This window comes from Myxacorys sp. (assembly GCF_059501405.1).
Genome location: NZ_JCACCM010000207.1, coordinates 1 through 5,117, shown reverse-complemented (window position 1 = coordinate 5,117; position 5,117 = coordinate 1). Strand labels below are relative to the sequence as shown.

Sequence of the window (5,117 nt, the reverse complement as noted above, 5' to 3'; positions counted from 1 at the left end):
CCCTAAAACAACAACAGAATTCACGATATGACGACGATCGAATTGATTCAAGACATCTTCACGAATGGATTGAAGGCAGCGGCGTTGATCCGGAAATCGTTGCGCTTAATGTCCGTAGCGTTTCAGATCTACTTGTTGACGAGCTTTCACGCGAAGCGGAATTTGAACTAGCCGACCTGCTGAATTGGAAAGTCAGGCGGTTTGGGCATAAAACTCAGAAAGAGGTGCGCGGTTGGTATGTCAATGGAGTTGATCCGCGCCATGATTACCAACGCATGGAGTGGGGACGCTTCAAACCCGACTCTGACACCCCGATTGTTGACCACAAAAAAGGGGAAACAGCAAAGTATCTCAGCCCGAAGGACACAACAAGCCGATTAGTCTTGCTGGATGTGCCTCGTCGCATTTGGCAAGCCATATCAGACCGTCACGGGATTGAAATCGGCAGCGAAACCAGTTTTTGGCAGTGGGTGATTGAGCGAAATGTCCCTGTCATCCTGGCAGAAGGAGAGAAAAAAGCGGGATGTTTGCTGACGTTGGGGTATGCCGCGATCGCGCTTCCCGGTATATTCGGAGGCTATCGCAAAGCAACCAAAGACCTGATCGACGATTTAGCTATTTTTAGAACCAAAGGTCGCTCGATTCGGGTCTGCTTTGACCACGAAACCAAGCCGCATGTTCAGAAGAACCTCAATTTAGCAACGACGCGACTCGGCAAGCGATTTGTAAAATTTGGCTGCACGGTCGAAGTTGTTTTGCTGCCTGGACCTGAAAAAGGGGTTGATGATTTTGTCCTTGCTCAAGGATCGCAAGCATTCCATACGCTTGTCCCGCTGCATTTCAATTGCTGGCACACCCGAACCTATAGCCAGCTAACCTACGAGCCATCGCTTGAACTGAACCAAGACAAGCTAGGCGCATTTTCAATTTTGGGTAATCAGCCGAAATTAATCGGCGTGAAATCGCCCAAGGGTTCGGGTAAAACCGAGATGCTAGTTTCGATCGCAGAAGAAGCGGCAGCGCGCGGGCAGCGAGTTTTGTTGATTTCACACCGAGTTCAGCTTGCACAAGAGATTTGCGCTCGCATTAACATTCCGTACATTACCGAAGCTGGAGTTACCAGAGCCGCCTCAGCGAAGGGATACGGGATTTGCATTGACTCGCTGCACGCAGAATCTCAGGCTTGCTTTGACGCTGAAGACTGGCAAGACGCCGTGATTATTATTGATGAGGCGGAGCAGGTGATTTGGCACTTGCTCGAATCGAACACCGAAGTGAATCAGCATCGACTCGCCATTTTAGAGGAGTTGCAGCAGCTATTTGTTCAAACCTTTCATAACGGCAGTGGCAAGGTGATTTTGCTAGATGCCGATCTAACCGACGTTGCGGTTAACTTCGTGCTGAACCTAGGCGAAGCAAGATTTCACAAGCCCTGGATTCTGATTAATCGCCATTTTCAGCCCGATCATCGCACCGCTACCACTACGACCAATCCACTCCTAAAGAATGGCTTGCCGCGCTCATGCGAGCCGTTGCCAGTGGCGATCGCTTGGTCGTTGTGGCTCAAAGCCAGAAAGCCAGGTCAACGTGGAGCGCTCGCAATCTAGAGCAACTCATTCTCAAACTCTTTCCCAGCAAGCGCATCCTGCGAATTGACTCAGAAACGATCGGTGATCCAGACCATATTGCCTATGGCTGCATCACCAAGTTAGACGGAATGCTGCCTCAATATGACCTCGTGCTGGCAACTCCCACGATTGAATCAGGCGTCTCGATGACATTCGCAATCACTTCGATTCGGTTTGGGGCTGTTTTTGGGGAGTGTCGTCCACCAGTTCGGCACGTCAAGCGCTTGCACGAGTTCGCGACGACATCCCTCGGCATGTTTGGGCTGTTAACTACGGAAGGGGCAAGGTTGCCAACGGCGCAACCTCCAAGTACGGATTGCGAGATGCTCAGGTGCAGCTTGCTCAGACCGCGATCGCGAGGCTTTCGGCTTGGTGGGACGACGACAGCGACTTTAAAACAAACGAGGTAGCACTGAACACGTGGGCTGAAATGGCCTGTCGGATCAACGCGGATCGCTACCAGTATCGGCTGGCGCTGATTAGTGGATTGCAGAACGAAGGCTATGCAGTTGTTCCAGGCGAATTAGAGGAGAGCGACGATTTACCGGATTGGTCAGCGGCGCTGATCGAGTTTGACCTATTGCCGATCGATCTCAACCCTCAGTCTGCTAAACAGACATTAATCAAAGCCTTCGTAACCTGGCTCAAAGAGGTTTGCGTTCGAGAGTACGGCGGTGAGTGCCAAGACGAGCAAGCAGAAGATCTGATCTCCGATGAGTACGGCGAGGTTCTGAAGAAAAAGCGTAACAGGACTCGGCAAGAGCGGCTGCAATATCGCAAGTGGAGGCGGCACAAAAATTATGGCGGCGTGCCGGTCACTGTTGACCTGATTCAGAAAGATGACGACGGCTGGTATCCCCAGATGCAACTCGCTTACTACCTGTCTCTAGGTCAACCATTCCTGGAAGGGCGAGACGCAAAAATCCTGTCTAAGAGTGTTCGCAATGGTCAGCTTTGGTATCCCACGTTTGGCAAGTCGCAGATTGGCACGGTTGCCGAACTGTTCAAATTGCTCAAAATTTCAGAACTGCAAAACCCAGGGCGTGAGTTCTCTAACTTTGACGAGGACATGATTTGGCGGGCTGAGGTGGCGAGGCAGTACGCAGAACACATCAAAATCCTCACGGGCATCACGATCGCTGAAAAAGACACACCGATTGCGATCGCGAACAAGTTTCTCGGAAAGCTCGATTTGAAGTTGACACGGTATCGCAGAACCGGAGCCAACGGAGCACCTAGGCCGTGGATCTATACATTCATTCCGCCTGAGGACGTGCGGTCTGACGTGTTTGAGCGGTGGTTGGAGCGTGACACGCTAAGTCGGAATGAGTCCGTTGTGTCACCAGAATTGATAAGTAATACCTTAAGGCGGGAGGCAGCGTAGTGACATGGGAGAAGCAAAACGACGGAAGGCGTTAGATCCAAATTTCGGCATTCCAAACGGGCTAAAACTCCTGGCTCGTGACGCGGAGCCAACGCAGGCAGAGCTAAAGGCGATCTTTGCCGAGTTCGTACCAGACGACATTGCTAGAGACGCCTTTGTCTTCTCGATCAAGATTGATGCGACAGGGCAGGTGCAGCCGCCTTGGTTGCAAGCCTTGGTCAAAGATCGCAAGCTCAGTTTTGACGAAGCCTATCCGCTTTGGTGTGGGGATGTGAGGGAGTGGATTGACGCACTTACCGATAAGCTAACCCAGGAAAATTCAAGCTACGGCTCGCTGAAAGAGCAGTTCCGAATTCGCCTCTCTAAATCAATTAACAACGCGATCAATCCGAAGCTGGAAGAGTTTTGGGATTTGCTCGACAGTGAGGAGTGCGAGAATCCCCCGACCATAGAAGGCTTTTGGCGTGGCGAGCTAGAGAGCAACCCAGTTGAAGAGGAGGCACTTCTTGAAGCGTTAGCCATGCTTGCAGCGAGCGGTCCCGATTACGAGGAGGACGAGCCATGAGCAACCTTCCTTCCTGGGTCAAGCCCAATGCGATTGGCTCTGCCAAGCTCCGAAGGATCGCACTCCATCGCTCCGGCACACTCTTCACCATTCAAGGCGTGAAGAAAGCCAGAAACAAAGACAGCTATTTCCTTAACCCGTGGGCAAATGGCGGCGGCGTTACATTCCCGCTCTCCGAATGCCGACTCGCCACGCCCGATGCTGTACCCGATCGAGCCAAGTACATCACTCCAAACGGGCATCAGTTGACGGTTGAGCGTATTCCAATCGGCTTCGCTGTGTCCGACGGTAAGCGGTGGTTTGGGGTGTCCTTGGTTCAAGAGAATGGGCTAGCAGCGGCACAATCCTTAGCTCAAGCGTTCAGTGGTAAAATCGTGGAGGTGGACGATGACAACTGGTAGTCTGCCAAAAGCCACTCCCGACATTCAAGCGCTCGTCAACTCGTTAACGACTGGCGTTTGGGTCAGCGAGCGGTTCAGGACTTATTTGGCGGGCTACCTGTCTCAAGCCTACGGATTGCACAATGCACACTCGATCCAGACCTTGAAGTGTTTGCGAATGCTCAATCAAACACCTATCAGAGCGAAGAAAACAATATTTGCGGCTCGGTGCAGTTGTCCCCGGTGCGAACCAGCGCGAAGGGCGGCAAGAAGACAACGATCGCCAAAAAACCAGATTGTCGCAATCTCCAACTTTCTCGGTGTCGGTTGCTATACGACAGTGGCGCGTTTACCGACGTCCTCACAAATAGTCGAGTCACCTCAGAGCAAGCGCTGGTGCGGCAACTCGAAACCCTGTCTCAGATGCACGAAAAACCCCAGTGGTGTGCGCTCAGTTCTTACGATCGCCTGATTGATGAGAAATACATCAACGGGACACCCAAGAAAGAGCGATGGTCAGTTGATCAAGCGTGGCTGGCAGTAGAACAAACCGTCGAAGCTGCGAAGTACCTTGATTCACAACGGCAATATTTGAAGGATTTTGTCTTGGTGCAGTCTTGCCAAGGCGTTGACGCAGATCAATATCGAGACTGCGTTCTGAGGGTGCTGGAGTATTGCCAACCCCAAGACATCCTAGGCTTGGGTGGGTGGTGCATATTGGGCAAGCAAAAGCGATGGCTTCCAGTGTTTCACCAAACGATTCAAGCCATTATGCCGCTCGTTGCAGGAGCGGGAATCCGTCGAGTCCATATTTTCGGCTGCACTTGGTACAAACCTCACCAAGGGTTCTATCCGCCCTTGGTGAGTCTGCTTTGGTTGTGCGACTGCTATGGCATTAAGGTCAGCACAGACAGCAGATCGCTCATTGGCAATGCGCTTTGGAAGGACTGGAGGAGGGCAGGGGCGACGCTCCCCTACTGGCGGCACAACCTCGCTTGGGTAAAAGCAGAAATCGCCACCCTGAGAGATACGGAGTCCTATCAAAAAACAAGTTTTGCAACGCTAGAAACTAAAACTCAATTAAGCCTGTTTGAGGAGGTCGCGTCATGACACAGCAATTAAACCTATTAGAAACCTTGTCAACCCTTTCACCTTTAGAC

Annotated in this window: 6 protein-coding genes; all 6 read left to right on the top strand. The window is 51.7% G+C overall.

The annotated features are described in order from the left end of the window. A partial coding sequence (locus tag AC5I6P_RS29655) for a DUF3854 domain-containing protein (protein WP_495697382.1) occupies positions 1-1,607 on the top strand: 1,607 nt, incomplete at its 5' end. After that, positions 1,523-2,038, top strand: coding sequence for a hypothetical protein (locus tag AC5I6P_RS29650; RefSeq protein WP_495697381.1), 516 nt, complete (start codon positions 1,523-1,525; stop codon positions 2,036-2,038). The genes AC5I6P_RS29655 and AC5I6P_RS29650, both read left to right, overlap by 85 nt. Further along, complete coding sequence (locus tag AC5I6P_RS29645; RefSeq protein ID WP_495697380.1) at positions 1,960-3,012, top strand: hypothetical protein; 1,053 nt, start codon at positions 1,960-1,962, stop codon at positions 3,010-3,012. Before AC5I6P_RS29650 ends, AC5I6P_RS29645 begins: the two co-directional genes overlap by 79 nt. 4 nt (positions 3,013-3,016) lie before the next feature. Continuing rightward, positions 3,017-3,577, top strand: coding sequence for a hypothetical protein (locus AC5I6P_RS29640; RefSeq protein WP_495697379.1), 561 nt, complete (start codon positions 3,017-3,019; stop codon positions 3,575-3,577). After that, positions 3,574-3,978: a hypothetical protein gene (locus AC5I6P_RS29635; protein WP_495697378.1), complete on the top strand. Its 405-nt coding sequence runs from the start codon at positions 3,574-3,576 to the stop codon at positions 3,976-3,978. The genes AC5I6P_RS29640 and AC5I6P_RS29635 overlap by 4 nt, the downstream gene beginning before the upstream one ends. A gap of 57 nt (positions 3,979-4,035) precedes the next feature. Continuing rightward, positions 4,036-5,067, top strand: coding sequence for a hypothetical protein (locus AC5I6P_RS29630; RefSeq protein WP_495697377.1), 1,032 nt, complete (start codon positions 4,036-4,038; stop codon positions 5,065-5,067). Positions 5,068-5,117 lie beyond the last annotated feature (50 nt).

Coding starts and splice junctions, on each gene's coding strand:
- AC5I6P_RS29650 (WP_495697381.1), top strand. CDS start 1,523: ATGCGAGCCGTTGCCAGTGGCGATCGCTTGGTCGTTGTGGCTCAAAGC.
- AC5I6P_RS29640 (WP_495697379.1), top strand. CDS start 3,017: ATGGGAGAAGCAAAACGACGGAAGGCGTTAGATCCAAATTTCGGCATT.
- AC5I6P_RS29635 (WP_495697378.1), top strand. CDS start 3,574: ATGAGCAACCTTCCTTCCTGGGTCAAGCCCAATGCGATTGGCTCTGCC.